Here is a 26,347-nt window from a genome sequence, read left to right on the forward strand (position 1 = left end):
TGCCCAAAAACCGCCACGCTTGGGTGTCCCGCCGCACGCGGGAGCCGGCGCTCAGAGAATCTTGCGGTACTGCACGAAGCCCGATTTCTCGGCGATCCGGTCGTAGAGCTGCATCGCGTCCGTATTGGTCTCGTGCGTCAGCCAATGGACGCGGGCGCAGCCGGCGGCCGTCGCGGCGTCGCAGACATGCGCGATCAATCGCCGCCCGATCCCGAGGCCCCGGGTCCCGTCCGCCACGAACAGGTCCTGCAGGTAGCAGTAATCCCCGATCGTCCAGGCCGAGCGGTGGCGGATGTGATGGACGAGGCCGACGGCTTCGGCACCGCGCCAGGCCAGGGCACCGTCGACCGGCTCGGCCGGGTCGTTGAGGCGCTGCCACGTCGTGTCCGTGACGGCCTCCGACAGGTCGACCTTGTAGAAGGCCTGATAGCCCTGCCAGAGCGGCCGCCACGCCTCCCGGTCGCCGGGTCCGATCGGGCGAATCGCGATGCCGGCGGTGCCGCTGTCCATGATGTCCTCCGGTTCTCCGGGGCGATCGGACCATCATCCGGTCCGCCCGCGCAACCCGGGCCGGCCGGGACGCTTGGCCCTTCGCCAGAGACCGCACTTCTTGCACCCCCGGCCGCCCGCACCTAAACCGGCCCGCCGGCGGCCCGATCCGCCGCGCGAGCCCGAGCCACCGAGACCGATGTCCCAGACAAAATCCTTCCAGGGTCTGATCCTGACGCTTCAGGAATTCTGGGCGGCACAGGGCTGCGTGATCCTCCAGCCCTACGACATGGAGGTCGGCGCCGGCACGTTCCATCCGGCCACGACCCTGCGTGCGCTCGGCCCGAAGCCGTGGAAGGCGGCCTATGTCCAGCCCTCGCGCCGGCCCAAGGACGGCCGCTACGGCGAGAACCCCAACCGGCTCCAGCACTATTACCAGTTCCAGGTGATCCTGAAGCCGAACCCGCCGAACCTGCAGGAGCTCTACCTCGCCTCGCTCGCCGCCATCGGCGTCGACCTGAAGCTCCACGACATCCGCTTCGTCGAGGACGACTGGGAGAGCCCGACGCTGGGCGCCTGGGGACTCGGCTGGGAGTGCTGGTGCGACGGGATGGAGGTCTCGCAGTTCACCTATTTCCAGCAGGTCGCGGGCTTCGAATGCGCCCCGGTGGCCGGCGAGCTGACCTACGGGCTGGAGCGGCTCGCCATGTACGTCCAGGGCGTCGAGAACGTCTACGACCTCGACTTCAACGGCGCCGAGGGCGCCGACCGGATCACCTACGGCGACGTCTTCCTGCAGGCCGAGCAGGAATATTCCCGCCACAACTTCGAGGCGGCCGATACCGCCATGCTGTTCCGCCAGTTCACCGACGCGGAGGCCGCCTGCCGGTCCTACCTCGCGGCGGGCGCGCCCACCGCCGAGGGCGAGCGCCACCGGATGGCGCAGCCGGCCTACGACCAGTGCATCAAGGCGAGCCACGTCTTCAACCTGCTCGACGCGCGCGGCGTGATCTCGGTGACGGAGCGCCAGAGCTACATCCTGCGGGTGCGGGACTTGGCCAAGGCCTGCGGGGCGGCCTGGCTGAAGACCGCGGCCGGGGGCGCGTGAGCTCCGGGCTTCGGTGGTTCGTCACCTTTGCGGCACAGCCGTAGGTTTCCGAGCGGCAGCCGTCTTTGCGAATGGAGTCACGCGATCCAGGGGGCGCTCCGCGTATCGGGACGTTGCGCTCTGTCCCTCGGTCGCCTCACGGCGCCCGCGATGACGGCATGTCGGACTGCGGAGCCCCTTGAGCCTTCGCGCGTTGCAACACCCGCCAATCGGCGCGCTCCGGCGCGTCCGCAGACGCGGGAATTTCCTGATGAAGAAGACGCTCCTCGCCCTTAGCCTCCTCGGTTTCGGCCTCGCCCCCGCGCTGGCGGCCGATCCCGGCCCGGAGGCCGTGGTCAAGAAGCTCTATGCCGAGCCGCACCCGAATCACTCCACCGTCTACACGAAGCGCCTGCAGGGCCTGTTCGACGCCGACGCCAAGCAGGCCAACGGCGCCGCCGGCAACCTCGACTTCGACTTCCGCCTCAATGGCGAGCCCCTGAAGCCCGACACCGTCAAGAACCTGACCTTCAAGGAGGCCACCGAGGGCAAGGACCAAGCGAAGGTCACGGTGGAGCGCAAGGGCGGGGACGGTTCCAAGTCTATCGTGTACGACCTCGTGCGCGAGGATGGCGGGTGGAAGGTGTCCGACGCCCACGCGATCGGCGACCGGAAATGGCAGCTCTCGACCATCCTCAAGGGCGAGGCGCACTGAGCCCCGCTTTCCGACCCTCGACAGGGGTGCGGCGCGGCGATATGGCCGCCCCATGCCCGACCTCCTGCTCGAACTCCGCTCGGAAGAGATCCCCGCCCGCATGCAGCGGCGCGCGGCGGAGGATCTCAAGAAGCTCGTGACCGACGCCCTGGTGGCGCGCGGTTTCCTGTACGAGGGCGCCAAGGCGTTCTCGACGCCGCGCCGGCTGGCGCTGCACGTCGCCGGCCTGCCCCCCCGGGGCGAGGCTGTCCGGGAGGAACGCAGAGGCCCGCGGGTCGGCGCCCCCGAGGCGGCCGTCCAGGGCTTCCTCAAGGGTGCGGGGCTGACGAGCCTGGATCAGGCCACGACCGTCACCGATCCCAAGAAGGGCGAGTTCTACCTCGCGGTGATCGAGCGGCCCGGCCGCGAGACGCTGGACGTGCTGGCCGAACTCCTGCCCGAGATCATCCGGACCTTCCCCTGGCCGAAATCCATGCGCTGGGGCGCGGCTTCGGCCGAGCCGGGCGCCTTGCGCTGGGTGCGCCCGCTGCAGTCGATCGTCGCGACGTTCGGGCCGGAGACCGAGACCCCGGAGGTCGTGCCGTTCGCGGTCGGCGGGATCGCGGCCGGCACGGTGACCTACGGCCACCGCTTCCTCGCCCCGGAGGCGATCGAGGTCCGCCGGTTCGACGACTACATCCAGGCCCTGGAGCGCGCGAAGGTCATCCTCGACCCCGAGCGGCGCAAGGACGTGATCCTGCACGACGCCCGCGACCTCGCCTTCGCCCGCGGGCTCGACCTCGTGGAGGACGAAGGGCTGCTGGACGAGGTGTCGGGCCTCGTGGAATGGCCGGTGGTGCTGATGGGCTCGTTCGACGAGGCCTTCCTCGACATCCCCGCCGAGGCGATCCGCGCCACCATCCGGGCGAACCAGAAGTGCTTCGTCCTCCGGAAGAGCGGCTCGGAGGTTCTGGCCCCGGCCTTCATCCTGGTCTCGAACCTCGTCGCCAGCGACGGCGGGCAGGCGATCACCGCCGGCAACGAGCGGGTGGTGCGGGCGCGCCTGTCGGACGCGAAGTTCTTCTGGGAGACCGACAAGGCGATCCGCCTGCAGGACCGGCTGCCCAAGCTCGACAGCATCGTCTTCCACGAGAAGCTCGGCACCCAGGGGGAGCGGATCGCCCGGATCGCCGCCCTGGCGAAGGACCTCGCGCCGCTGGTCGGGGCCGATCCGGCGCTCGCCGAGCGCGCCGCCCGCCTCGCCAAGGCCGACCTCGTCACCGAGATGGTCGGCGAGTTCCCGGAACTCCAGGGGCTGATGGGGCGCAAATACGCGGCGCTCCAGGGCGAGCATGACAGCGTCTGCGCGGCCATCGAGGAGCACTACAAGCCGCTCGGACCCTCCGACCGGGTGCCGGGCGACCCGGTCTCCATCGCGGCGGCGCTCGCCGACAAGCTCGACACGCTGGTGGGCTTCTGGGCGATCGACGAGAAGCCGACCGGGAGCAAGGACCCGTTCGCGCTGCGGCGGGCGGCTCTGGGCGTGATCCGGCTGATCCTCGACCGCGGCCTGCGCCTGCGCCTGCTGGAGCAGGTCGGCGCGGCGGATCGCGGCCTCGCCGGGCGGGCCGGCGCGGATGCGCAGGACCTCCTCGGCTTCCTCGCCGACCGCCTGAAGGTCTATCTCCGCGACCAGGGCGCCCGCCACGACCTGATCGATGCCGTCTTCGCCCTGCCCGGCCAGGACGATCTGCTGATGGTGGTCCGCCGGGTCGAAGCCCTGCAGAAGTTCCTCGACACCGATGACGGGAAGAACCTGCTGGCCGGCTACAAGCGGGCGGCCAACATCCTGCGCATCGAGGAGAAGAAGGACGGCCGCGCCCACGATTCCGCGCCGGACGCCGCCCTCGCCGCCGCGGGCGAGCCGGCCGAGCGGGCGCTCGCCGAGGCGCTCGCGAAGGCGCGGGAGACCGCCTCGGCGGCCGTCGCGCGTGAGGACTTTGCGGGGGCGATGCAGGCGCTCTCGACCCTGCGCGCGCCGGTCGACGCCTTCTTCCAGGACGTGACCGTCAACGCGCCCGATCCGAAGCTCCGCGAGAACCGCTTGGCTCTGCTCAACGCGCTGCGCGCCGCGACGCGGGAAGTGGCGGAGTTCGCGAAGATCGAGGGGTGAGGTTCGACGCGCCACGCGCAGAATCCGGTGCGGGTCCCCTCTCCCGTGCGGGAGAGGGACAGGGTGAGGGGTGCGACCTCTCCGGACCGACCTGATCCCTCACCCCAATCCTCTCCCGCACGGGAGAGGGCGACGTTGCGCCTGGCCCCGACCCCCGAGGCCCCCTCACCCGTGATCGTGCCCGGCATGATCCTCCGGCTCCGGCAGGGTCAGGCCGAAATGGCTCACCAGATCGGCCACCTGCCCCGGGCTGAGCTGCCGTGGGTTGAGGTTGCGGAGTAACAAATACAGCTTGGCGGTCTCCTCCAGCTCCTCGGTGGCGAAGACCGCGCCCTCCAGGCTGTCCCCGGCCACCACCGGGCCGTGATTGGCGAGCAGCACCGAGCTGTACTTCCCCGCCAAGCCCCGGATCGCCTCCGCCACTGCCGGGTCGCCCGGCCGGTAATACGGCACCAGCGCCGTGCCGCCGGTGCGCATCAGGTAGTAGGGCGTCAGAGGCGGCAGCACCTGCCGCGGGTCGATCTCCGGCAGCATCGAGACCGCCACCGCATGGGTCGAGTGCAGGTGGACGATGGCCTTGGCGCTCCCCCGGCTCTCGTAGAGCGCCGTATGCAGCGGGATCTCCTTGGTGGGCTTGTCGCCCGAGACGAGCCGGCCGGCCTGGTCGAGCCGCGAGATCCGCGCCGGGTCGAGGAAGCCGAGYGACGCGTTGGTCGGCGTCACCAGCCAGCCGCCGTCGGGCAGGCGCAGCGAGATGTTGCCCGACGAGCCCGGCGTCAGGCCGCGCTCGAACAGCGAGCGGCCATAGCGGCAGATCTCCTCGCGCAGCCGGCTCTCGTCGCTCATGCGGTCGCTCCCTCGATCAGCTCGAACCCGAGATCGATTCTTTTGGGACTCTCACCCGTCAGGCAGGCGGCCGCCCGACGGCCGATCTCCAGGCGCGGCGTGCGCACCGTCGACAGGGGCTGGGGCATCGCCGCCGCGAAGTCGAGGCCGTTGAAGCCGAACAGGGCGATCCGCCCCGGAACGGGAAGCCCCGCCGACAGGCAGGCGAAGTAGCCGCCGAGCGCCATGTCGTCGTTGGAGAAGTAAACGGCATCGAGATCCGGGTGGCGCGCCAGCAGCGCCTCCAGTCCGGCCCGGCCCGAGGCCGGCGAGGACGGGCCGGGCCGAATCTCCCGGCCCTGGAGCCCCAGACCGGCCTCGCCCAGGGCTTCCTCGAACCCGGCCAGCCGCTTGCCCGCCCTCAGGTCGACCGCGAGATCGTGCCCGAGATAGGCGATCCGGCGGTAGCCCCGCGCGACGAGGTGCCGGGCGCTCGCCGCCCCCACGGCCCGGTTGGAGAAGCCCACCACCGTGTCGATCCCGGCGCCATCCGTGTCGATCATCTCGACGACGCGCACGCCCGCGGCCCTGGCCAGGGCCGCCGTTCCAGGCGTGTGCTCCAGCCCGGTGAGCAGCAGCGCCGCCGGCCGCCAGGAGAGCAGCGCGGCGGCCAGCGCCTCCTCCCGGTCCGGGTCGTAGTCGCTGACGCCGATCACGCAGGGGATGCCCTCGGCATCCAGGGCCGCGGTCAGCCCGCGCAGCAGGTCGGGGAAGACCACGTTGGCGAGCGAGGGGATGACGACGCCCACGAGCCGCGCGCTCGCCCCCTGCCCGGCGAGGCTGCCGGCGAGGCGATTCGGCACGTAGCCGAGCCGGGCCACCGCCTCGGCCACCCGCTCGCCGGCGCGCTTCGAATAGGAGCCGTGGTTACGCAGGACCCGCGAGACCGTGCTCTCGCCCACCCCGGCCGCGCGGGCGACGTCGGTGAGCGTCACGAGCCGCCCCGGCGGCTGAATGTCGTCCATGGCCCCGCTTCTCCCGCCCGGCGCGGCGCCTTCATGCGATGACCGCACGGCGATCCAGACGAGTCCGGATGGCCGCGGGTCCCCTCTCCCGTGCGGGAGAGGGACAGGGTGAGGGATGGACAGCTTCCGGATCAGGCTCGACGTGAACGCGCGGCGATGGCGTGCTCAGTCCTGCTCCTTCTCGACCCTCACCCCGACCCTCTCCCCCACGGGAGAGGGAGCCCGTCGCGCCTGTCATCGTCGTCGCGCTGACCCGACATAGCCGCGTGCATTATCTCGCACAACCGGATTGGCAGCGCTGCCAAACTGAGTTATCTCGCCCGCAGCGCCGCCCGACGAGCGGCGAAGAGCACGATTTGTCCGGACGCGGGATCGTGCGGACCAGGGAGAACGCGATGCCGGTCCAAGCCGCCCCGCTGGGGGGCGCCACCGCCCCCACGGACGAGAAGTCCTTCGCCGACCGCACCTACGGGAAGGTGTTCTGGCGCCTCGTGCCGTTCCTGATGCTCTGCTACGTGGTGGCGTATCTCGACCGGGTGAATGTCGGCTTCGCCAAGCTCCAGATGTCCCAGGAGCTGAAGTTCTCCGAGACGGTCTACGGGCTGGGCGCCGGGATCTTCTTCCTCGGCTACTTCCTGTTCGAGGTGCCCTCGAACGTGATCCTCCACCGGGTCGGCGCCCGGGTCTGGATCGCCCGGATCATGATTACCTGGGGATTGATCTCCGGCGCGTTCCTGTTCGTGAACTCCGAGTGGAGCTTCTACGGGATGCGCTTCCTGCTCGGCCTCGCCGAGGCCGGCTTCTATCCGGGCGTGATCCTCTACACGACCTCCTGGTTCCCGGCCCATCGCCGCGCCAAGGTGATCGCGGTGTTCATGGCGGCGATCCCGATCTCGGGCATCTTCGGCAATCCGCTCTCCGGCTGGATCATGGACGCGCTCAACGGCACCCACGGCCTGTCCGGCTGGCAGTGGATGTTCCTGATCGAGGCGGTGCCCGCGGTGCTGATCGGTGTCGCCGTGTTCCTCTACCTCGACAACCGCCCCGCCGAGGCGAAATGGCTGACCGACGCCGAGAAGCAGCTCCTGGAGCGCGACATCGCCGCCGACAATCACGGCAAGGAATCGAGCCCGCACTCGATCGCCACCGTGTTCCGCAACGGCCGCGTGTGGTTCATGAGCCTGATCTACTTCGCCTTCGTCACCGGCCAGTACGGCCTGACCTTCTGGATGCCGACGATCGTCAAGGCGTCGGGGGTGCAGGGCAACCTCAACATCGGCCTGATCAGCGCGATCCCGTTCCTGTGCGCGGCCGTCGTGATGGTCCTGTGCGGCCTGAGCGCGGACCGGATGCGCGAGCGGCGCTGGCACCTGATCGTCCCGGCCCTTCTCGGCGCCGTCGGCTTCGTGGTCTCGGCGAGCGCGGGCTCGACCACGGTCGCGGTGGCGGCGCTCTCGGTGGCGGCGGCCGGCGTGCTGACCTGCTCGCCCCTGTTCTGGTCCCTGCCCACCGCCTTCCTGAGCGGCGCGGGCGCTGCGGCCGGCATTGCGCTGATCAACTCGGTGGGGAACCTGGCCGGCTTCGTCAGCCCCTACGTGATCGGGGCGCTGCGCGATGCCACCGGCAGCACCGCCGCCGGCATGTACGCCCTGGCCGCGATGCTGGTGGTCGGCGCGGTCTGCGTGTTCGTCACGCCGGCCCGGATGGTCAACCGCTGACTGTCGATCCGGGCGCGAGCCCCCTCTCCCGTACGGGAGAGGGGGCTCGCGCCTCACGCGGCGACGAAGAGCCGCCCTCCCCCCTCACGTAGGATCCGCCCCCGATGACCAACGCAACACACCGCGCCGCGGTGATCGGCCTGGGTTCCATGGGCTCCGGCATGGCCGGCTCGCTCCTGCGGGCGGGCTTCTCGGTCGCCGCCTGCGACGTGAACCCGGATGCGGTGGCGCGCTTCGCGGCCGCCGGCGGCCGGGGCGCGGCCAACCCCGCCGAGGCGGCGCGCGACGCCGACGTGGTGGTGAGCGTGGTGGTCAACGCCGCCCAGACCGAGGCGGTGCTGTTCGGCGAGAACGGCGCGGCCGCCGCGATGCCCGAGGGCGCGGTGTTCGTCTCCTCCGCCACGATGGACCCCGCCGTCGCCCGGGCTCTCGCCGCCCGGCTGGAGGCCACCGGCCGCCACTATCTCGACGCTCCGATGAGCGGCGGCGCCGCCCGCGCGGCCGATGGTGGCCTGACCTTCCTGGCCTCGGGCTCGGCGGCGGCCTTCGCCAAGGCGCGCCCGGCCCTCGATGCCATGGCGGGCACGCTCTACGAACTCGGCGACGCCGCCGGCCAGGGCGCGGCCTTCAAGATGATCAACCAGCTGCTGGCGGGGGTCCACATCGCCGCCGCCTGCGAGGCGATGGCCTTCGCGGCCAAGCAGGGTCTCGATCTCCGGCGCGTCTACGAGGTGATCACCAAGTCCGCCGGCAATTCGTGGATGTTCGAGAACCGGGTGCCCCACATCCTCGACGCGGATTACAGCCCGAAGAGCGCGATCGACATCTTCGTCAAGGATCTCGGCATCGTGCAGGACATGGCCCGGGCGGAGAAGTATCCGGTCCCGGTGGCGGCGGCGGCCCTGCAGATGTTCCTGATGGCGTCGGGCGCCGGCATGGGCCGGGACGACGACGCCTCCGTGGCGCGGCTCTACGCGCAGGTCTCGGGGGCGAAGCTGCCGGGGACGAAGTGATCAGCGCCGATCCCGCCCTCCGCCTCATCCTGAGGTGACCGCGCAGCGGACCTCGAAGGAGGGCTCCAGGGATCGCAGGGCTGGCTGGAGGGCTCCTTCGAGGCCTCCGCTCCGCTCCGGCACCTCAGGATGAGGGCACGGGTTAGATGATGGTCCGCTGAGCGGATCGTCGCGTTTCAAGGATCGGACAGGGAGTCCCAAAAGAATGCCGCGCTTTGCCGCCAACCTGAGCCTGATGTTCAACGAGGTGCCGTTCCTCGACCGGTTCGAGGCCGCGGCCCGGGCCGGCTTCGACGCGGTCGAGTTCCTGTTCCCCTACGAGCACCCGCCGGAGGCCATCGGCGCGCGGCTCCGGGACAACGGCCTGACGCAGGCGCTGTTCAACCTGCCGCCGGGCGATTTTGCGACGGGCGAGCGCGGCATCGCAGCGTTCCCCGAGCGGTTCGACGAGTTGAAGGCGGGGGTCGATACGGCCTTGCGCTACGCCGAGGCGACCGGCGTCGGCCGGCTCCACCTCATGGCGGGCCTCGCACGCTGGGACGATCCCAAGGCGGTCGAAGCCTACCGCCGGGCCGTGACCTGGACGGCCGAGCGCTTGGCGCCGGCCGGCCTCGATCTCGTCCTGGAGCCGATCAACGGCCGGAACATGCCGGGCTACTTCCTCAACGATTTCGGCCGGGCCGCGGACCTGATCCGCGACCTCGCGCTGCCGAACCTCAAGCTGCAGTTCGACCTCTACCATTGCCAGATTCTGCACGGCGACGTGACCATGCGGCTGCGCGCCCTGATGCCGATCATCGGCCACGTCCAGACCGCGAGCGTGCCCGAGCGGCACGAGCCCGGAACCGGCGAGATGAACGACGCCTTCCTGTTCGACGAGCTGGACCGACTCGGCTACCGCGGCTTCGTCGGCTGCGAGTACATCCCGGCCGCCGACACCGTCGCGGGCCTCGGCTGGCTCGCCGCCTACAAGGAGAGTGCCCGATGAGCCTCGCGCTGGGCTGCGTCGCCGACGACTATACGGGGGCCTCGGACCTCGCCAACACGCTGACCAAGGCGGGCCTGCGTACGATCCAGACCATCGGCGTGCCGGAGGAGGGCCGCGCCCTGCCGGAGGCGGATGCGGTGGTGGTGGCGCTCAAGAGCCGCTCGATCCCGGCCGACGAGGCCGTGGCCCGCTCCCGCGAGGCGGAGGCCTGGCTGCGAGCCCGGGGCGCCGCCCACGTGATGTTCAAGGTCTGCTCGACCTTCGATTCGACGGATGCGGGCAATATCGGCCCGGTGATGGACGCCCTCCGGGCCGACGCGGGCGAGACCGTCGCCCTGGTCACGCCGGCGTTCCCGGAGACGGGGCGGAGCGTCTACCAGGGCAACCTGTTCGTGGGCGCCGTGCCGCTGAACGAGAGCCCGCTCAAGGATCACCCGCTCAACCCCATGCGCGACGCCAACCTCGTGCGCGTGCTCGGGCGCCAGAGCGGCAGTCCGGTCGGCCTGATCGACACCGCCACGGTCGCCCGGGGCGCGGAGGCCGTGGCCGCCCGTCTCGACGCCCTCGCCGCCGAGGGCAAGGGCGCGGCCATCGCGGACGCGATCTTCGACAGCGACCTCGAAGTGCTCGGGCGGGCGATCATCGACCGTAAATTCTCGGTCGGCGCTTCCGGGCTTGGGCTCGGGCTCGCCCGAGCGCTGGTCGCCACCGGACGCGGCGCCCGCGACGCCGCGGGTGCCGCCGTGGGCGAGCCGGTCGGCGGAACCTCGGCCTGCCTCGCCGGCAGCTGCTCCCAGGCGACCCTCCAGCAGGTCGCCGCCGCGGAGGCGATCATGCCGGTGCTGCGCATCGATCCGGCGCGGCTGCTCGCGGGCGCCGACGTGGTGGCCGAGGCCCTGGCCTTTGCGGAGGAGCGCCTCGCCGCCGGCCCGGTGCTGATCGCCTCCTCGGCGCCCCCCGACGCCGTGCGCGCCCTCCAGGCCGCGCACGGGGTCGACGCGGCCGGCCACGCCATCGAGGCGGCGCTGGCGGCGATCGCCGAGGGCCTTGTCGCCCGCGGGGTGCGGCGCCTGGTGGTGGCCGGGGGCGAGACCTCGGGCGCGGTGGTCGACCGGCTGGGCCTCACCGCCTTCCTGCTCGGGCCGGAGATCGCGGCGGGCGTGCCCGTCCTGCGAACCGCCGGACGTCCGGAGCCGATGCTGCTCGCCCTGAAATCCGGCAATTTCGGCGGCCCCGACTTCTTCGGCCGCGCCCTCGACATGATGGCCTGAGGCCGCATACTCCGACGAGAGGTTTCCCATGCACGCCCTGATTCTCGGCGCCGCCGGTATGATCGGCCGCCGCCTCGTGGATGCCCTGGTGAAGGACGGACAGGTGGGCGGCCAGACGCTCAGCGCCCTGACCCTGCTCGACGTGGTGCCGCCCGCGGCGCCAGCGGGCTTCTCCGGGCCGGTCCGGGCCGAGGCGTCGGACCTCACGGCCCCCGGCGCCGCCGAAGCCGCCATCGCCGAGCGGCCGGGGGTGATCTTCCATCTCGCCGCGGTGGTCTCCGGCGAGGCCGAAGCGAACCTCGAACTCGGATACCGGGTCAACCTCGACGGCACGCGGCTGCTCCTCGACGCGATCCGGCATGCCAACGCGGCGGACGGCTACCGGCCGAAGCTGGTCTTCACCTCCTCGCTCGCCGTGTTCGGGCCCCCCTTCCCGCAGGTCATCCCGGACGACCACATCCTGCGGCCGGCCTCTTCGTACGGTGTCCAGAAGGCCATGGGCGAGCTGATGCTCGCCGACTACGCGCGGCGCGGCTTCCTCGACGGGATCGGCCTGCGGCTGCCGACCATCTGCGTGCGCCCCGGCAAGCCCAACAAGGCGGCGTCGGGCTTCTTCTCGGGCATCATCCGCGAGCCGCTGGCCGGCCAGGAGGCAATCCTGCCGGTGCCCGACACGGTCCGGCACTGGTTCGCCAGCCCCGCCGCGGCGGTGGGCTTCCTCGTCCACGCGGCCGGGCTCGACCTCGCGGCGATCGGCCCGCGGATCAGCCTGACCATGCCGGGCGTCTCGGCGACCGTCGCCGAGGAGATCGAGGCCCTGCGCCGCGCGGCGGGCGACAAGGCCGTGGCGCTGATCCGGCGCGTCCCCGACGCCACCATCGCGCGGATCGTCGGCTCCTGGCCGGAGGCGTTCGAGCCGGAGGCGGCCCTCGCTCTGGGCTTCCGGGCGGATGCATCCTTCGACGCCATCGTGGCGCAGCACGTGGCCGAGTTCCACGGCGGCTGAGGCCCCGCTCGCCGTCATCGCGAGCGCGGCGAAGTGACCCAGGGCGGCGCGCCATTAAAGGACGCGGCGCACTGGATTGCTTCGCTTCGCTCGCAGAGACGGCGGTGCCGAGATCTGCGACCCGGCATCACATGCGAACGGGCGGTCAGCCGAGCGCCGAGCGGATGTCGGTCTGCGGAAAGTCGTCGCCGACGTAGAGCAGCGGCAAGCCGTGCACCTGCGCGCAGGCATAGGCGAAGCAGTCGCCGAGGTTCAAGCGTGCGGGGTGGCGGCCCTTTCCGTAGCGGGCGTGGGCCGCGAGAGCCTGAGCGCTCACGGCCTCGGCGATGGGCACGATGCCCAGACCGGCGACGCGGATGAACGCATCGACTTCCGCCTCGGCCTCGGCCACGGACAATGCCTTCTTGCGTGCCACGGCGACCACCGTCTCGAAGATGGCGAGGCCCGAGGTGAGCGGTGTCACCGCGCCGTCGAGGCAGTCCAGCAGGACGGGGCGCTCCGGCTCCGCGGTCAGGATCGCCACGAGGGCCGAGGCGTCGACGAACATCACTCGTCGTTCAGGCTGTCGTAGAACGCCTTGTCAGCCTCGAGGCCCGTGCGCGGTACGGCATCCATCCTGTCGAGGAGGGGCTTCAGCCGTTCCGCGAGCGGCACGCGCCGCTTCAGTTCGTTCTCGAGCGCGATCCGCACCGCCTCGGTCTTGCTCACGCCGGCCCGCGATGCCAGCTTCTCGGCCAGCTGATTCACCTCTTCGCTGCGGATGTTGAGCGGCACGATCGCCTCCGTGTAGACATGCGAGGCTAGTGTCTACACATCCGCGCCGCAAGCCCGGTGCAGACACCCGATCAAGGATGCCGATGACCCGCCTCGACGAGGCCCGCGCCGCGCTGAAAAAAACCTTCGGCTACGAGGATTTCCGACCCGGCCAGGACGAGGTGATCGGCGCGGTGCTGGACGGCGCCGACGTGTTCGCCGTGATGCCCACGGGCTCTGGCAAGTCGATGACCTACCAGCTGCCGGCCCTGGTCGATCCGGGGCTGACCGTCGTGGTCTCCCCGCTCATCGCGCTGATGCACGATCAGGTGCAGCAGATGAAGAGCGTCGGCATCCAGGCCGCGACCCTCAATTCGACGGTGGGCGAGGCGGAATCCCGTGAGACCTGGCGCACCCTGCGCTCGGGCGACCTGCGGCTGCTGTTCGTCTCCCCCGAGCGCCTGCTCATGGACGGCTGCATCGAGGCCCTGCGCGGGGCCGGCGTCCGGCGGCTCGCGGTGGACGAGGCGCACTGCGTCTCGCAATGGGGCCATGATTTCCGGCCCGAATACCGGGAGATCGCCCGCGCCCGGACGGCGCTCGGCAACGTCCAGACCCTGGCGCTCACCGCCACCGCCGATGCCGCCACCCGCGCGGAGATCGCCGAGCGGCTGTTCCCGCAGGACCGGCCGCCGAAGATCTTCGTCCATTCCTTCGACCGGCCGAACATCCGCCTGACCTTCCAGCCGAAGGACAACCCGGCCCGGCAGATCGAGCGCTTCCTGAAGCACCGGAGGGCGGAGAGCGGGATCATCTACTGCTCCTCGCGCAAGCGCACCGAGCAGCTCGCCGAGACCCTCAAGAAGGACGGGTTCGACGCCCTGCCCTACCATGCCGGCCTCGACCAAGCGACGCGGATGCGCAACCAGGACCGGTTCCTGCAGGAGGACGGCGTGGTGATGACCGCCACCATCGCCTTCGGCATGGGCATCAACAAGCCGGACGTGCGCTTCGTCTGCCACGCCGACATGCCCAACAACGTCGAGGGCTACTACCAGGAGATCGGCCGGGCCGGGCGCGACGGGCTGCCCGCCGACACGCTGACCCTCTACGGCCTCGACGACATGGCGCTCCGCCGCCGCCAGATCGACGAGAAGGAGATCTCCGACGAGCGCCGCCGGGTCGAGCGGCGCAAGCTCGAGGCGATGATCACCCTGTGCGAGGGCGCCACCTGCCGGCGCCAGTCGCTGCTCGCCTATTTCGGCGAGGCGAGCGGAGCCTGCGGCCGCTGCGACCTGTGCCGCGGCGGCGTCACCCTGGTGGACGGGACCGTCTCGGCGCAGAAGATCCTCTCGGCGATCGTGCGCACCGGCCAGCGCTTCGGCGCGGCCTATATCTGCGACGTGGTCCACGGGAAGGAGAGCGAGCAGATCCGCCGCAACGGCCACGCGAGCCTCAAGACCTTCGGGGTCGGGGCCGACAAGCCGGTGGCGGCGTGGCGCGCGATCCTGCGCCAGCTCTTCGCGGCCGGGGCCATCGCCGAGAACGCCGACGGCTTCGGCGGCCTCTCCATGACCGAGAAGGGCGAGGCGATCCTGTTCGGCCGGGAGCCGGTCCAGCTCCGACCGGATCCGGAGCCGAAGGCCGAATCGCGGGATCGCCGCCGCGCAGCCCCGCGCGAGGACGGCGAGATCGCCCTGTCGGAGGGCGACGAGGCGCTGTTCCAGCATCTGCGCGGCCTGCGCGCCACCCTGGCGCGTGCCGAAGGGATCGCGGCCTTCATGGTCTTTCCCGACCGCACGCTGATCGAGATGGCCCGCCAGAAGCCCGTCGACCTCTGGGCTCTGCGCACCGTCCACGGGGTCGGCGAGCGCAAGCGCGAGGCCTACGGCGACAAGTTCGTGGCGGCGATCGCCGATTTCCTGGCCCATCCGCCGGCGGCGTGACCGGCCTCCATACACGGTCGGGACAGCCGGCGTATTGCAACGCGGTGGCGGAACGCACTAATCCGTCGCAGCCGCCGCACGCCGCCCGGTCCGGGTCGCGTATCATGTCGAGGGTCCTGCGGGGCTCCCGGACCGCCTTCGTCGAGACCGCCGCATGTTCCGCAACGACGTTCCGATCACCCCCGAACTCGTGGCCCAGCACGGCCTGACGCCGGATGAGTACGACCGCTTCCGCGGCTTGATCGGGCGCGACCCGACGCTGACCGAACTCGGCATCGTCTCGGCGATGTGGAACGAGCACTGCTCGTACAAGTCCTCGCGCAAGCACCTGCGCGGGCTGCCGACCTCGGGGCCGCACGTGATCCAGGGGCCGGGCGAGAACGCGGGCGTCATCGACATCGGCGACGGTCTCGCCTGCGTCTTCAAGATGGAGAGCCACAACCACCCGAGCTACATCGAGCCCTACCAGGGCGCGGCGACCGGTGTCGGTGGCATCCTGCGGGACGTCTTCACCATGGGCGCGCGGCCGATCGCGGCGMTSAACGCSCTGCGCTTCGGCTCCCCCGACCATCCGCGCACGCGCAGCCTCGTCTCCGGCGTGGTCGCGGGCGTGGGCGGCTACGGCAACTCCTTCGGCGTGCCGACGGTCGGCGGCCTCACCGGCTTCCACCGGCGCTACGACGGCAACATCCTGGTCAACGCCATGGCGGTGGGCCTCGCCCGCACCGACGGCATCTTCTACGCGGCCGCCGCCGGCGTCGGGAACCCGATCGTCTATCTGGGCTCCAAGACCGGCCGCGATGGCATCCATGGCGCCACCATGGCGTCGGCCGAGTTCGACGAGGCGTCCGAGTCGAAGCGCCCGACCGTGCAGGTCGGCGACCCCTTCGCCGAGAAGCTGCTGCTGGAGGCGTGCCTGGAACTGATGGCCTCGGGGGCCGTCATCGCCATCCAGGACATGGGCGCGGCCGGCCTTACCTGCTCGGCGGTGGAGATGGGCGCCAAGGGCGACCTCGGCGTCGAACTCGACATCGACAAGGTCCCGGCCCGGGAAGAGGGCATGACCCCCTACGAGATGATGCTCTCCGAGAGCCAGGAGCGCATGCTCATGGTGCTCAAGCCCGGCATGGAGGCGGAGGCGGAAGCCATCTTCGTGAAGTGGGGTCTCGACTTCGCGGTGATCGGGCGGACCACCGACACGCTGCGCTTCGTGATCAAGTGGCACGGCGAGACCGTGGCCGACCTTCCGATCAAGGAACTCGGCGACGAGGCGCCGCTCTATGACCGGCCGCACTTGGCCAATACCCACCAGCCGGTGATCGCGGCCTCGGAGGTCCCGGCCCCCGCCTCGCTTACCGATGCGCTCAAGCGCCTGGTGGGCTCCCCGGACCTCTCGTCCAAGCGCTGGGTCTTCGAGCAGTACGACCACTTCATCCTGGGCAACACCGTGCAGAAGCCCGGCGGCGACGCCGCCATCGTCCGGGTCGAGGACGGGCCGAAGGGCCTCGCTCTGACCTGCGATGTCACCCCGCGCTACTGCGAGGCCGACCCGGTCGAGGGCGGCCGGCAGGCGGTGGCCGAGGCGTGGCGCAACATCACGGCCGTCGGCGCCAAGCCGCTCGCCATCACCGACAACCTGAACTTCGGCAATCCCGAGAAGCCCGAGGTGATGGGCCAGCTCGTCGGCTGCCTGCAGGGCATCGGCGAGGCCTGCCGGGCGCTGGACTTCCCGGTCGTGTCCGGCAACGTCTCGCTCTACAACGAGACCAATGGCGTCGGCATCCTGCCGACCCCGACCATCGGCGGCGTCGGCGTGCTCGACGACGTGGCCCGCCACGCCACGATCGCCCTCAAGCGCGAGGGCGACGTGCTGGTGCTGATCGGCTCCGGCGAGGGCTGGCTCGGCCAGTCCGCCTACCTGTCGGTGATCGAGGGCCGCGAGGAGGGCGCGCCGCCGCCCGTCGACCTCGCCCTGGAGCGCCGCAACGGCGATTTCGTCCGCACCCTGATCCAGTCCGGGACCGTCGACACGGTCCACGACCTCTCGGATGGCGGCCTCGCGGTGGCGCTCGCCGAGATGGCCATGGCCGGCGGGCTCGGCGCAGCCCTGCCCGAGGTGCCCGTGGCTCTTGCCCCCCACGCCTACCTGTTCGGCGAGGACCAGGGCCGCTACCTGCTGGCGGTCGATCCGGAAGCGGCGAGCGACCTGCTCTACAGCGCCTCGGCGCAGGGCATCGACGCGGCGGTGGTCGGTGTCACCGGCTCCGACCGTTTGACCCTGCCGGGCGGCGAGACCATACCGCTCGCCGAGCTGAGCGCGGCGCACGAGGGCTGGCTGCCCGCCTACATGGCGAGCCAGCCGGCCGCGCCGGCGTCCTGACCCCTACTGCCCAGGAGTGACCCGATGCCGATGGATGCGGGCGAGATCGAGCGCATGATCCGCGAGGCCCTGCCGGACGCGCAGGTGGAGATCCGCGACCTCGCCGGCGACGGCGACCATTACGCGGCCACCGTCCTGTCGGCGGCCTTCAAAGGGAAGACCCGGGTGGCGCAGCACCAGATGGTCTACGGCGCCCTCCAGGGCCGGATGGGCGGCGTGCTCCATGCCCTTGCGCTGACCACGGGCGTCCCGCAGGATTGAGCCCTCTCGCGGGCGTTCTCCCGATGGACCGACCGAGTCTCTACGACGACGACATCGTGACCTGGGCCGAGGAGCAGGCGGCGGCCCTGCGCGCGCTCGCCGCCCGCAGCGATCTCTCGAACGCCGTCGATTGGGAGAACGTGATCGAGGAGATCGAGACCTTGGGCCGGTCTGAGATCCGCGGCGTCGAGAGCCTCCTGCTGCAACTCCTCGTGCACGTGCTCAAGTACATGTCCGCGCCTGCGGCGCAATCCACCCGGTCATGGCGCGCCGAGGTGGTGGCGTTCCAGAGCGCGGCGCGACGGAACTACACGCCGGCGATGCGGCAGCGGATCGACTGGCAGGCACTCTGGCGCGACGCGCAGGCGAATGCCGACGTGCAGCTGAGGGTCCACGGCGACACGCTCGTCGGCGGATTGTCGCAGACGTTGCCCTTCGTGCCGGAAGAGCTGCTGGCTCCGGACTTCGACATGGACGTCGCGCTGGAACGCTTGGCTGCAGTGTTGAAATCCCCCACCGACCATCACTAGATCACGGACCAGGAACAAGGATCGACCCGATGACCGACGCCAACACGACCATCCAGAACGAGATCGCCTCCCAGGACGTAGTGGTGTTCATGAAGGGCACGCCGCAGATGCCGCAATGCGGCTTCTCGGGTCAGGTGGTGCAGATCCTCAACTACCTCGGCGTGCCGTTCAAGGGCGTGAACGTCCTGGCCGACCAGGGCATCCGCGAGGGCATCAAGGCCTTCTCCAACTGGCCGACGATCCCGCAGATCTACGTGAAGGGCGAGTTCGTCGGCGGCTGCGACATCACCCGCGAGATGTTCCAGTCCGGCGAGCTGCAGACCTTCCTGGCCGAGAAGGGCGTGCCGGTGAAGACCGCTGCCGCCTGACATTTTCTGACGGGCCGGACGGATCGGGGCGCCTGCGGGCGCCCTTTTTCGTGTGATCCCTGTCCCTGCGGGGCGAGCGAAGGCGATGGTCGAATCAGCGCGGGTCCCGTGCGACGAACAGGGCGACGCAGCCGACGACCGTGATCGCCACCGATCGAAAGCGCCGGTCCAGCGCCGCGCGCAGGGCCGGCAGGGTGTCGGCGGCGTTCGAGAACACGCCCTTGCGGTTGTAGAGCCGCATCAGCGACCGCGCCGCGGCCGTGGTCGGGACGCCCCCGGACAGGATCGTGGCGCCGAAGACGACACCACTGTCCCGCAGGCACGGCCGCACCGTGTCGAAGGCTCTCGCCTTCGCGGCGATGTCCCCGGGCAGGCAGTGCAGCAGGTATGTCATCCCGATCGAGTCGAACGGCGCGAGGCCGGTGGCCGGGGCGCCGAGCACGTCGACGCGGTAGGTCTCGGGCCGGTAGTGCGCGATCCGGTCGGCCGCGAAGGCGAGGCTGTCGGCGTTGAGGTCCATCAGGCCGATGCGCGGCGCCGGCGCGGGAAAGCGGCACCGGTCGAGATACCAGCCGGTCCCGACGCCGACATCGAGATGCGCCGAGCCCGCGTGGCGGTCGTAGAGGTCCAGGATCCGCGCCGTCGGGCAGCGCCAGATCAGCGGATTCGATAGGCGCAGCACGACGAGATCGTAGAGCTGCAGCGTCCGCGGATTGTAGATCGCCTGCCCGGCTCGGGTGTCGGTCGCCATGGCTCTTCGTCAGGTCCCCTGTGGGCGGCGCGCATTCGCATTCGTCGCCGCGATCGCCTATATCAGACCCTTTCCCATCGTATGGATCGTTTGAACGCCATGGCGACGCCGTCGCTCGACAGCGCCCGCGCGGCCGATGCCGCGATCGAGAAGGCGCCCGATTTCCTTCCCGAGGCGTTGCCCGGCCGCCGCCCGTCGCTGGTCGGCCTGACCCGCGACGCCCTCAAGGCGCAGCTCGTCGGCATGGGGGTGCCCGAGCGCGAGAGCCGGATGCGTTCCGGCCAGATCTGGCACTGGGTCAATTTCCGCGGGGTGGCCGACTTCGCCGAGATGACCAATGTCGGCAAGGCCCTGAAGGCGCAGCTCGCCGAGCACTTCACCCTGGAGCGGCCCGAGGTGGCGAGCCGGCAGGTGTCCCGCGACGGCACCCGCAAGTGGCTGCTGCGTATGGCCCCGACCAACCGGCAGGAGCACAATCGCGGCGCCGAGATCGAGTGCGTCTACATCCCCGGTCCCGATCGCGGCACGCTGTGCGTGTCGAGCCAGGTCGGCTGCACCCTCACCTGCTCGTTCTGCCACACCGGCACGCAGCGCCTTGTGCGCAACCTATCAGGCCCTGAGATCGTGCAGCAGCTCGTCACCGCCCGGGACGAACTCGGCGACTGGCCCGGCCAGATGCCGAGCCGGGACGCGGGCGGGGCCGGAGAGGTCGGCCGGCTCGTGACCAACATCGTGTTCATGGGCATGGGCGAGCCCCTCTACAATCTCGACGCGGTGGTCGACGCAGTCGGCGTCATGTCGGACCAGGAGGGTCTCGGCCTGTCCCGTCGCCGGATCACGGTCTCGACCTCGGGGGTCGTGCCGCAGATTTCCCGACTCGGCGAGCAGGCCAACGCCATGCTGGCGATCTCGCTCCACGCCGTGCGCGACGACCTACGCAACGAGCTGGTGCCGCTCAACCGGAAATACCCGATCGCCGAGCTGCTTGCCGCCTGCCGATCCTATCCAGGCCTGAGCAACGCCCGCCGGATCACCTTCGAATACGTGATGCTGAAGGGCGTCAACGATTCGGACGCCGATGCCCGGGAATTGGTGCGCCTGCTCAAGGGCATTCCGGCCAAGATCAACCTGATCCCGTTCAATCCCTGGCCGGGCAGCCGCTACGAATGCTCCGACTGGGACCGGATCGAGCGCTTCTCCGAGATCGTGTTCAACGCCGGCTACGCCTCGCCGGTGCGCACGCCCCGCGGCCGGGACATCCTGGCGGCCTGCGGCCAGCTCAAGAGCGAGACCGAGAAGCTGCGCGCCCGCGCCCGGATGATGCAGGAAGAGGGCATCGGCGTGGAGGGATTCTACGCCGGCCTCGACGATTGAGCGACGGTCCAACGGAAGGCGTCCAACTCTCACCCCTCATCCTGAGGTGCGGGGAAGCCGCCTCGAAGGAGCCCTCCAGAGAGACTTGCGGTTGCTGGAGGCCTCTTTCGAGGCCTTCGCTGCGCTCCGGCACCTCAGGATGAGGGGTGAGAGTTGGAGTTCCGTAAGATCTGGGTGGCGGGTCGCCGTCTTTGCGAGCGCAGCGACGCAATCCAGCAGCGCCACGACGGCCGGTGTCCCGCTGCCCTGGGCCGCTTCGCCGCGCGCGCGATGACGGCGAGCTGACGTCGACCGACGCCCCCGAACGGCGCCCTACTTCGCCGCCCCGACCGTCACGCTGCCCGAGGCGGTCCGTCCGAACCGCGCCGGCCGGTACATGTCCTCCACGGTGGCGCCGGGATGCACGTAGGTTCCGGGCGCGACCGCCCGGACCGTGTAGGCCACGGTGAAGAAGGCCGACTGGCTCGGCTCCCGCTCGTAGGCCGCCACGAACCGGTCGTCGCGGAACTCGGTGTGGACCGGCTGCACGTCGGACTTGGCGAAGGCGAGCCCCTGGAGCGCGTCGGCGTCCAGCAGCTTCGGGTTGTCGATCTCCAAACCCGCCGGCAGGGGATCGACCAGCAGGAGCCGCGCGGCCTCCGCCTTGGCCTCGGTGACCTTGAGCACCACCACCAGCCGGTCGTTCTGGCGCAGGCCGCTCGCGGGGTCGACGACGCTGCCGTCGAGGCGCCGGAAGCTCCGTTCGATCGTGTAGCCCTGCTGCGCCGCCGGCTCCGGCGCCAGGGGGCTGCCGTTGACGGTCACGGCCACCTGCACCGGCGCGCGACCGGTATTGACCAGCTGCACGCCCTGCTCGGCTAGGGCCGCCTCCCGGTAGACCCGGGCGAGCATCCCGGTCTGCGGCGCGCCGTCCAGGGTGAACGACAGGGCGCCCGCCTCGTTGGACAGGCTCTCGGCGGCGAGCACCAACCAGGCATTCTCCTGCGTGCTCGTCGCCCGCTCGGACTGCTGCTCCTCGCCGAGGGCCGCCGCGACCGGACCGAGGGCGCTCTGCGTCAGCCCGCTCTCAGCCGCCAGGGTGATCAACCCGGCCCCGTCGCGCAGGCGGGAGCCGTAATCGGCCCGGTACAGGCCCTTGTCGCGGTCGGTGCGGAGCACGGTGAGCGCCGACTCCATCGCCTTGGCGGCCCGGCCGCGGTCACCCAGCAGCGCCAGGGCGGCGGCGAGCTGCGCGCGCCCGAAGGCGGAGGAGAAGTCGCCGATCTTGGTGTCGGCGAGGTAGCGCAGGTCGCCCATCACAGGCCGGCCGTTCCGGGCGAGCACGTAGGCCGCGTAGGCAAGGTCGGCGCCGCCGTTGCGCACCTCGGTGGCGTTGGCCACCGCGTTGCGCAGGTAGTCGAGGGCTTGGGCGAAGGCCTTCTGCGGCACCGCGAAGTTGCGCTCCCGAGCGCGGGTGAGGAAGTCGGTCACGTAGGCGTCGAGCCACAGGTCGCTCGACCCCTGCGCCGACCACAGGCCGAAATCGCCGCTCGAATCCTGGCGGGCGAGCAGCCGCTCGATCGATTCGCGCACCCTGTCGTCGGCGCCCGCATCGAGGGCGAGCTTTTCCAGGGTCGCGAGCTTGTTGACGTAGAGCAGTGGCATCGCCCGGCTCACCACCTGCTCGGAACATCCGTAGGGGTAGCGGTCGAGCGCCCGGAGCAGGGCCGCCACGTCGACCCCCGGCAGGGGCGTGGCCGAGAGCGAGACGCTGCCGGTGCCCGGCTGCAGGTCGGCGAGGAGATCCGAGGTCAGCGTCAGGTTCGCCCCAGGGGCGAGGCTGCGCACCGAGCGGCGCAGCAGGGCCCCGGTCCCCGGCGAGATCCCGAGGGCGAAGCTCTGGTTCAGGGCGGCCGGGAGGCCGGGCCCCGACAGAGCGAGGTCGAGGCGGGCCGTGCCCGGTCCGGCGGCGGTGAGCGGGACCGCGAACTGGCCCTTGGCGCCCGCCTCCAGCCGCAGCGTCTGGCGCAGCGCGCTGGCTCCGACCACGACCGGGCCGGTCGGACTCAGGTCGACCGTGTACGCGCCCGCCTGCCCCTCGACGTTGTCGAGGGCCACGAACAGGCGCGAGCGGTCGCCGGTGTCGAGGAAGCGCGGCAGCGTGGCGCTGAGCACGACCGGATCGCGGATGATCACGTCGGCCTGCGCCTGCCCCACCCGGTCGCCGTTCCAGGCGGTGACCATGACGCGGCCGGTGCCGTTGAAGGCCGGGATCGGGAAGGTGACGCTGGCCGCGCCGTCCGGTCCCACGGTGACGATTCCGGAGTAGAGCGCCAGCGGCGCCTGGGTCGGCGGGGAATCGGCGAGCTCGCCGCCGCCCGCGTCGCCGCCGGAGCGGATCGCCCCGGCCGATCCCTGCATGCCGTCGATCAGGTAGCCGTAGAGGTCGCGGACCTCCGGCCCGAGCGCCCGCTGGCCGAGGAAGTACTGGGTCGGGTCCGGCGCCGCGTAGCGGGTCAGGTTGAGGATGCCGACATCGACGAGGGCCACGGTGATCCGCGCCGGCGCGCCGGATTTCAGCCCCGTGAGCTGGACCGGCAGGGTCAGGTCCTGGCGCGGGCGCGCCCGCTCCGGTGCCTTCACGGCAACGCCGAGGCTGCGCCGCTCCCGGTCCACCGAGAACCACGCCAGTCCCAGCGCCCGGCCGGGCAGGCGCTTGGCCGCCTGATCGAGAGGCCGGTAGGCGGTGGCCACCAGGTAGGCGCCGGCACCCCATTCGGCCTTCACCGGCAGGCTCACCGTGGTGCCGCCCTCCGGTACGCTGACCTCCAGGGTCTCGTGCACGCGGTCGCTGACCACCATCAGGCTGGCCTGACCCTTGAACTTCGGGCTGAGTTTGGCCCGCAGGGTGTCGCCGGCCGCGTAGGCGGCCTTATCGAGGGTCAGATCGAGGAGGTCGGGCGCCTCCGCGGTCTCGGAGCCGCCCCAGCCCACCTCGAAGCCGAGACTCGCGGTCGCCTCGGGCGCGCCCGGGGTCGAGACCTCCAGCCGGTAGCGGCCGAGTCCCACCGGCGCCTCGATCCGGCTCGGGCCGGCGACCTTGAGGTCGACGGTGCCGCTGGCGACGCGCCGGGCAGTCTTGACCGCTTCGAAGGACCAGCGCCCGTCCGCCCGGTACCATTGGTAGGCGGAATCGATCCGCGACAGCGTCCAGGTCACCCCCGGTCGGCCCAGGAGCACGCCGTCCGGCTGGGTGAAGACCACGTCGAAGGCCGCATTCCCGCCGTCCTTGAGCTCCGCGAAGCCCTTGCGCAGAGCGAGGACCGGGCCGGCCGGGAGGATCGGCAGGGTCAGGCTGCGCGACAGAGCCCGGCCGCCGGGCTCGCCGACCGCCAGGGTGATCTTCGCCTCCAGCGCGCGGGGGGCGGCGACCTGCGGCACCGGCACCGTCACGACGGCGTTGCCCTGCGGGTTCGTGGTCGCGTGATCCTGAAGTTCCTGCGTGACCGGCTCCACGGCCTCGTCGTCGAGGCCGATGGCATAGCCCTCCAGGCCCTTGATGCCGCTCGACGCGGCGGCCTGCACCACGACGCTGCCCGACACGTCGAGGTCAGACCCCGGGGCGCCGTAGAGGTAGCGGGCGGCGACGTCGACCCGCGCGGCCTCGCCCCGGTTCAGGGCCGGCTGCCGGGCCTTGAGGGTCACCTCCAGCCGCTCGGGGACGTAATCCTCCACGAGGAAGCTGGTCTCGCCGAGCGCGGGCGCCTTCGGGTCGGTGTAGGCGGAGACCCGCCACGTGCCGTGCATCGCCCCCGACAGGAGCGGCAGCTGCAGCGCCCGGCCGCCGAGCCCCTGGTCGGGCACCGAGACCCGCCGGTACTCGACGCCGTCCGGACGCTTGACCACCAGGGTCAGCGGCAGGTCCGGCACGGCGGCGCCGCGGGGATCGCGCAGGAGAGCGGTGAGCTGGACGGTCTCGCCCGTGCGGTAGACCCCCCGCTCCGGGAACAGGTAGGCGTCGAGGCCGCCGGTCTCGGGCCTTCCCTTCACGCCGCGGTCGGTGAGGTCGAAGGCGCCGAGGTTGAGGTCGAGGAAGCCGTAATCGCCACCCGCCTGGGCGACCACGAGGCTCGGCGCCGTGCCGCCCTCCCCGCGGGCGAGCCCCGGATCGAAGGCGGCGTGACCTTGCGAATCCGTGGTGCGGGTGCCCAGCACCTCGTTGTTGCGGGCGATCAGCCGGATCTCGGCGCCCGCCATCACCTGCGCGGAGGCGAGCGAGCGCAGGACCACGGTGACCCCGTCCCGGCCCTTGGTGGCGGTGAGCCCCAGATCCGAGACCACGAACCACTGGGTCGCCTGGGTGTCGTACTCCTCGTCGGAGGCGGCCACGCCCGAGGGGCGGGCCAGCATGACGTAGAGGCCGGGCTCCAGCTTGCCCACCGCCTGCAGGACCGGGAAGGCGGTCACCGCCTCCTGGTTCAGCTCGGCCTTGGCGGTGTCGAGGGTGCCCTTCCAGACGCGCTGCCCCTTCTCGGAGGCGATCGTCCGGGCGGTGGCCCCGCTGAGCTGGCCGAGAAAGTCCTCGGAGCGCAGGGTCGGCAGCAGGCCGCGGTCGCCGATGCGCAGCACCTCGACGTCGAGCTTCGGCGCGTTCACCGAGACGAGGGGCACGCCGGCCTGACCGGTGCGCGGCAGGACGTAGTTGCGGCCGGTGAAGCGCACCTGCGGGGCGCGGTCGCGGACGTAGATCTCGTAATCGGCGGCCTTGAGCAGGCTCTCGCCCACCGCGGAGGGCAGGCCCTGGCGCACCACGATGGCGTAGCGGCCGCCGTGCTTGAGGCCGTCGACGCAGACCTGGGAGCCCTCCCCGGTCACCGCGGCCGCGCTGCTGCCCGACACGGCGACGAAGGGCGCGTAGTCGGTCTTGGGCTTGATCGCGTCCGAGAAGGTGAAGCAGGCCCGCGGGGCGGCCGCGTCGGAATCGACCTTGTAGTCGAGGATGCGGAAGCCGTGCTGCGCCCGCAGGGTCTCGTAGGTCTCGCGGACCGGGCCGGTCTCGGCCAGGGCGAGGCTCGCCGCGTAGGCGTCCAGCGCCGGGCGCCAGGATTCCTGCTCCGCCTCCGCGGCGCCGAGAGCCGCCAGTGACGCCGCGGCGTCGGCGGCCGTGCCGGCGCGCTCGTAGGCGCGATAGGCGGCGGCCGTCGCCCGCCCGCGCAGGCGCGCCCGGCCCTGGTAATCGTTGTCCTCGAGCGTGCCCAGGGCTACCGAAGTTGCGCGGGCATACGACTGCCAGTTGCGCCCGTCGGCCGGGTCGGCCGCCACCGCGGCGGCAAGGGATGCGAGGGCCTCGTCGGGCTTGTCGGCGGCGAGCAGGGCCAGCCCGGCGGCCCGGGACTGGCCGGCCGGCCGCAGCGGACCGGCGGCTTCCGCCTTGAGCGCGGTCTCCAGGCGGACCGCGGCGCTGGCGAGGTCCGGCCGGACGAAGCTTTTGGCGAACGGCACGGACACCGTCGTCACCGGACGCGGTGCGGTGCGGGCGGCCGGCGGGGTCTGGGCGAGAGCCGGTCCCGCGGCCCATCCGAGGAGCGCCAGGGCACCCGCGAGCCGTCCGAGCCGCGTCATCAGCCTGCTCCCCACCTGCCGCGTCCCCGATGATTCGCGTCGGGGCCAGTCGCGCGGGAGCCTAGCACCGGCGGCCTGCGTCGCAACGCTGCGG

21 protein-coding genes are annotated in these 26,347 nt (G+C 71.4%); 14 read left to right on the top strand and 7 right to left on the bottom strand.

The annotated features are described in order from the left end of the window. Positions 1–51 precede the first annotated feature (51 nt). Positions 52–510, bottom strand: coding sequence for an N-acetyltransferase family protein (locus AC1DXK_RS03530; RefSeq protein ID WP_477296889.1), 459 nt, complete (start codon positions 508–510; stop codon positions 52–54). A 178-nt stretch (positions 511–688) separates the two neighbouring features. Between AC1DXK_RS03530 and AC1DXK_RS03535 the strand changes: the two genes are divergently transcribed. From AC1DXK_RS03535 to glyS, 3 genes are all read left to right on the top strand, one after another. Further along, the gene (locus AC1DXK_RS03535) at positions 689–1,597 is read left to right on the top strand and encodes a glycine--tRNA ligase subunit alpha (protein ID WP_457105454.1); all 909 of its coding nucleotides are present in this window, start codon (positions 689–691) and stop codon (positions 1,595–1,597) included. Positions 1,598–1,847: 250 nt separating this feature from the next. Then, the gene (locus AC1DXK_RS03540; protein ID WP_457105455.1) at positions 1,848–2,291 is read left to right on the top strand and encodes a nuclear transport factor 2 family protein; all 444 of its coding nucleotides are present in this window, start codon (positions 1,848–1,850) and stop codon (positions 2,289–2,291) included. Positions 2,292–2,343: 52 nt separating this feature from the next. Further along, a complete protein-coding gene (gene glyS, locus AC1DXK_RS03545) occupies positions 2,344–4,443 on the top strand; it encodes a glycine--tRNA ligase subunit beta (RefSeq protein ID WP_477296892.1) in 2,100 nt (699 codons plus the stop codon). A gap of 165 nt (positions 4,444–4,608) precedes the next feature. Here glyS and otnC read toward each other — a convergent pair whose 3' ends face one another. Continuing rightward, positions 4,609–5,289: a 3-oxo-tetronate 4-phosphate decarboxylase gene (gene otnC, locus AC1DXK_RS03550; protein ID WP_477296894.1), complete on the bottom strand. Its 681-nt coding sequence runs from the start codon at positions 5,287–5,289 to the stop codon at positions 4,609–4,611. Beyond that, a complete protein-coding gene (locus AC1DXK_RS03555) occupies positions 5,286–6,293 on the bottom strand; it encodes a LacI family DNA-binding transcriptional regulator (RefSeq protein ID WP_477296896.1) in 1,008 nt (335 codons plus the stop codon). Before AC1DXK_RS03555 ends, otnC begins: the two co-directional genes overlap by 4 nt. A 395-nt stretch (positions 6,294–6,688) precedes the next feature. Between AC1DXK_RS03555 and AC1DXK_RS03560 the strand changes: the two genes are divergently transcribed. From AC1DXK_RS03560 to denD, 5 genes are all read left to right on the top strand, one after another. Beyond that, the gene (locus AC1DXK_RS03560; protein WP_477296898.1) at positions 6,689–8,011 is read left to right on the top strand and encodes an MFS transporter; all 1,323 of its coding nucleotides are present in this window, start codon (positions 6,689–6,691) and stop codon (positions 8,009–8,011) included. Positions 8,012–8,115: 104 nt separating this feature from the next. Beyond that, positions 8,116–9,024, top strand: coding sequence for an L-threonate dehydrogenase (gene ltnD, locus AC1DXK_RS03565; protein ID WP_477296900.1), 909 nt, complete (start codon positions 8,116–8,118; stop codon positions 9,022–9,024). 205 nt (positions 9,025–9,229) lie between these two features. Then, a complete protein-coding gene (otnI, locus tag AC1DXK_RS03570) occupies positions 9,230–10,012 on the top strand; it encodes a 2-oxo-tetronate isomerase (protein ID WP_457105461.1) in 783 nt (260 codons plus the stop codon). Continuing rightward, a complete protein-coding gene (otnK, locus tag AC1DXK_RS03575; RefSeq protein WP_477296902.1) occupies positions 10,009–11,283 on the top strand; it encodes a 3-oxo-tetronate kinase in 1,275 nt (424 codons plus the stop codon). The genes otnI and otnK overlap by 4 nt, the downstream gene beginning before the upstream one ends. Before the next feature lie 28 nt (positions 11,284–11,311). Then, complete coding sequence (gene denD / locus AC1DXK_RS03580) at positions 11,312–12,289, top strand: D-erythronate dehydrogenase (RefSeq protein ID WP_477296904.1); 978 nt, start codon at positions 11,312–11,314, stop codon at positions 12,287–12,289. 145 nt (positions 12,290–12,434) lie between these two features. On the opposite strand, the gene AC1DXK_RS03585 is transcribed toward denD, so the two are convergent. Next, the gene (locus AC1DXK_RS03585) at positions 12,435–12,836 is read right to left on the bottom strand and encodes a type II toxin-antitoxin system VapC family toxin (RefSeq protein WP_477296906.1); all 402 of its coding nucleotides are present in this window, start codon (positions 12,834–12,836) and stop codon (positions 12,435–12,437) included. Next, positions 12,836–13,063, bottom strand: coding sequence for a type II toxin-antitoxin system VapB family antitoxin (locus AC1DXK_RS03590; RefSeq protein WP_457105465.1), 228 nt, complete (start codon positions 13,061–13,063; stop codon positions 12,836–12,838). Before AC1DXK_RS03590 ends, AC1DXK_RS03585 begins: the two co-directional genes overlap by 1 nt. 83 nt (positions 13,064–13,146) lie before the next feature. On the opposite strand from AC1DXK_RS03590, the gene recQ reads away from it, so the two are divergent. The 5 genes from recQ (at position 13,147) to grxD (ending at position 18,527) form a co-directional block, all read left to right on the top strand. Beyond that, complete coding sequence (gene recQ / locus AC1DXK_RS03595; protein WP_477296908.1) at positions 13,147–14,988, top strand: DNA helicase RecQ; 1,842 nt, start codon at positions 13,147–13,149, stop codon at positions 14,986–14,988. Between the two features lie 154 nt (positions 14,989–15,142). Further along, positions 15,143–17,368, top strand: a complete 2,226-nt coding sequence (gene purL / locus AC1DXK_RS03600) for a phosphoribosylformylglycinamidine synthase subunit PurL (RefSeq protein ID WP_477296910.1) — start codon at positions 15,143–15,145, stop codon at positions 17,366–17,368. 24 nt (positions 17,369–17,392) lie between these two features. After that, the gene (locus tag AC1DXK_RS03605; RefSeq protein WP_007568343.1) at positions 17,393–17,629 is read left to right on the top strand and encodes a BolA family protein; all 237 of its coding nucleotides are present in this window, start codon (positions 17,393–17,395) and stop codon (positions 17,627–17,629) included. A 23-nt stretch (positions 17,630–17,652) separates the two neighbouring features. After that, entirely contained in the window at positions 17,653–18,159 is a 507-nt protein-coding gene (locus AC1DXK_RS03610; protein ID WP_477296915.1) for a DUF29 family protein, read from the top strand. A 29-nt stretch (positions 18,160–18,188) separates the two neighbouring features. Beyond that, positions 18,189–18,527 carry a Grx4 family monothiol glutaredoxin gene (grxD, locus tag AC1DXK_RS03615; RefSeq protein WP_043347809.1) on the top strand — a complete coding sequence of 113 codons (339 nt, stop codon included), beginning with the start codon at positions 18,189–18,191 and terminating at the stop codon, positions 18,525–18,527. A 94-nt stretch (positions 18,528–18,621) separates the two neighbouring features. Here the strand turns inward: grxD and AC1DXK_RS03620 are convergent, their stop codons facing one another. Next, a complete protein-coding gene (locus tag AC1DXK_RS03620; RefSeq protein ID WP_477296917.1) occupies positions 18,622–19,278 on the bottom strand; it encodes a class I SAM-dependent methyltransferase in 657 nt (218 codons plus the stop codon). 99 nt (positions 19,279–19,377) lie between these two features. On the opposite strand from AC1DXK_RS03620, the gene rlmN reads away from it, so the two are divergent. After that, the gene (gene rlmN / locus AC1DXK_RS03625) at positions 19,378–20,652 is read left to right on the top strand and encodes a dual-specificity RNA methyltransferase RlmN (RefSeq protein ID WP_457105470.1); all 1,275 of its coding nucleotides are present in this window, start codon (positions 19,378–19,380) and stop codon (positions 20,650–20,652) included. Positions 20,653–20,964: 312 nt separating this feature from the next. Here rlmN and AC1DXK_RS03630 read toward each other — a convergent pair whose 3' ends face one another. Next, positions 20,965–26,253, bottom strand: coding sequence for an alpha-2-macroglobulin family protein (locus AC1DXK_RS03630; protein WP_477296919.1), 5,289 nt, complete (start codon positions 26,251–26,253; stop codon positions 20,965–20,967). Positions 26,254–26,347: the final 94 nt, after the last annotated feature.

It is taken from the genome of Methylobacterium sp. P3_A11, from assembly GCF_056403155.1.

Coding starts and splice junctions, on each gene's coding strand:
- AC1DXK_RS03530 (WP_477296889.1), bottom strand. CDS start 510: ATGGACAGCGGCACCGCCGGCATCGCGATTCGCCCGATCGGACCCGGC.
- AC1DXK_RS03535 (WP_457105454.1), top strand. CDS start 689: ATGTCCCAGACAAAATCCTTCCAGGGTCTGATCCTGACGCTTCAGGAA.
- AC1DXK_RS03540 (WP_457105455.1), top strand. CDS start 1,848: ATGAAGAAGACGCTCCTCGCCCTTAGCCTCCTCGGTTTCGGCCTCGCC.
- glyS (WP_477296892.1), top strand. CDS start 2,344: ATGCCCGACCTCCTGCTCGAACTCCGCTCGGAAGAGATCCCCGCCCGC.
- AC1DXK_RS03555 (WP_477296896.1), bottom strand. CDS start 6,293: ATGGACGACATTCAGCCGCCGGGGCGGCTCGTGACGCTCACCGACGTC.
- AC1DXK_RS03560 (WP_477296898.1), top strand. CDS start 6,689: ATGCCGGTCCAAGCCGCCCCGCTGGGGGGCGCCACCGCCCCCACGGAC.
- ltnD (WP_477296900.1), top strand. CDS start 8,116: ATGACCAACGCAACACACCGCGCCGCGGTGATCGGCCTGGGTTCCATG.
- otnI (WP_457105461.1), top strand. CDS start 9,230: ATGCCGCGCTTTGCCGCCAACCTGAGCCTGATGTTCAACGAGGTGCCG.
- otnK (WP_477296902.1), top strand. CDS start 10,009: ATGAGCCTCGCGCTGGGCTGCGTCGCCGACGACTATACGGGGGCCTCG.
- denD (WP_477296904.1), top strand. CDS start 11,312: ATGCACGCCCTGATTCTCGGCGCCGCCGGTATGATCGGCCGCCGCCTC.
- AC1DXK_RS03585 (WP_477296906.1), bottom strand. CDS start 12,836: ATGTTCGTCGACGCCTCGGCCCTCGTGGCGATCCTGACCGCGGAGCCG.
- recQ (WP_477296908.1), top strand. CDS start 13,147: ATGACCCGCCTCGACGAGGCCCGCGCCGCGCTGAAAAAAACCTTCGGC.
- AC1DXK_RS03605 (WP_007568343.1), top strand. CDS start 17,393: ATGCCGATGGATGCGGGCGAGATCGAGCGCATGATCCGCGAGGCCCTG.
- AC1DXK_RS03610 (WP_477296915.1), top strand. CDS start 17,653: ATGGACCGACCGAGTCTCTACGACGACGACATCGTGACCTGGGCCGAG.
- grxD (WP_043347809.1), top strand. CDS start 18,189: ATGACCGACGCCAACACGACCATCCAGAACGAGATCGCCTCCCAGGAC.
- AC1DXK_RS03620 (WP_477296917.1), bottom strand. CDS start 19,278: ATGGCGACCGACACCCGAGCCGGGCAGGCGATCTACAATCCGCGGACG.
- rlmN (WP_457105470.1), top strand. CDS start 19,378: ATGGCGACGCCGTCGCTCGACAGCGCCCGCGCGGCCGATGCCGCGATC.
- AC1DXK_RS03630 (WP_477296919.1), bottom strand. CDS start 26,253: ATGACGCGGCTCGGACGGCTCGCGGGTGCCCTGGCGCTCCTCGGATGG.